This is a genomic window from Cryobacterium shii, from assembly GCF_004402595.1.
In the GTDB taxonomy this organism is placed as follows: domain Bacteria; phylum Actinomycetota; class Actinomycetes; order Actinomycetales; family Microbacteriaceae; genus Cryobacterium; species Cryobacterium shii.
This window is the reverse complement of the sequence record NZ_SOFY01000024.1, coordinates 1-1,433: the sequence shown is the minus strand read 5'-3', so window position 1 is coordinate 1,433 and position 1,433 is coordinate 1. Positions and strand designations below refer to the sequence as shown.

1 protein-coding gene is annotated in these 1,433 nt (G+C 64.8%); it reads left to right on the top strand.

The window, feature by feature from the left end; all coding sequences use genetic code 11:
• Positions 1-111: 111 nt before the first annotated feature.
• Positions 112-1,410 (top strand): ISL3 family transposase, encoded by a 1,299-nt coding sequence (locus E3O49_RS05775; RefSeq protein WP_134451144.1) that lies wholly within the window; start codon positions 112-114, stop codon positions 1,408-1,410.
• Positions 1,411-1,433 lie beyond the last annotated feature (23 nt).

The following is a 1,433-nucleotide window of genomic DNA, read 5'->3' as shown; positions in this document are numbered from 1 at the left end:
GGCTCTCCTGCTGCATCTGTGGGTCTTTCGGAGCGCCTTAACGGCCGCACGCCGCTTCCTGTCTAGGTTTCTGACTGTCAAGGAAAGAAACTTTATAGGCGGGAAAACGGCGTGCGATCTCTAACAATATGGCGGACCTTGCTCGGTGTCGACAAGACGGTGGTCGAGGACGTTGATCTCGACCCTGCGACGGGCGTTTTCGTCGCTTCGGTGCGACTGACCAGGTCGATGCGGAACCGGTGCGGGAGCTGCCAGAAGCGCAGCCCGCGCTACGACGACGGGGCGGGGCGCCGCCGGTGGCGGAGCTTGGATTTTGGCACGACCCAGGTCTTTCTGGAGGCGGATTCCCCGCGGGTGTCGTGCCGGGAGCATGGTGTGATCGTGGCTGCGGTCCCGTGGGCCCGGCACCAGGCCGGCCACACGCGCCACTTCGATTCCTACGTCGCGTGGCTGGCCACGAAAACATCCAAGGCTGCCGCGACTGAGTTGATGCGGATCGCATGGCGCACGGTCGGGTCGATCATCACCCGGGTTTGGGCCGACACGGAAGAGCTCCATGATCCCTTCGCCGGGCTCACCCGGATCGGGATCGATGAGGTCTCCTTCAAGCGCGGCCGGAAGTTCTTGACCGTGGTCGTCGACCACGATTCGGGGCGTCTGGTCTGGGCAGCTCCGGGCCAGGACAAGGCCACTCTCGGCACGTTCTTCGATGCCCTCGGCGAGGAACGATCAGCCCTGATCACGCATGTTTCCGCGGATGGGGCCGGCTGGATCGCGACCGTCGTCGCGGCACGCTGCCCGAACGCGGTCCGCTGCGCGGACCCGTTCCACGTCGTCAAATGGGCCACGGAAGCCCTCGACGAAGTCCGCCGGGCAGCCTGGACCGAGGCTCGGAAACAGGCCCGCTTGAACGAGTCCCGAACGGTTGGCCGGCCCGCCCGCGACGCTCCGGCCCGGCCTCACAGCGAGCACGCGAAGTTGATGATGAACTCCCGCTACGCGCTCTGGAAAAACCCGGAGAACCTCACCGAGAAACAACAAATCAAGCTGGCTTGGGTCGTTCAAACCAACCCGGCCCTGGGCCGGGCCTACTACCTCAAAGAAGGCCTCCGACTGGTCTTCAAACTGCCCCACGCCGAAGCCGCCGAGGCCCTGGACAAGTGGGTCGGATGGGCGCGCCGCTGCCGGATCCCGTCGTTCGTGAAGCTGCAGCGCTCGATCGTGAAGCACCGCGCTGCGATCCTCGCCTCGATCGAGCACGGTCTCTCAAACGGCCGCATCGAATCCGTCAACACCAAAATCCGACTCATCACCCGAATCGCCTTCGGCTTCAAATCACCCGACGCCCTCATCGCCCTCGCCATGCTCAGCCTCGGCGGCCACAAACCAGTGCTCCCCGGCCGGGTTTAACCCACGGTTACGACAGGAGAGCC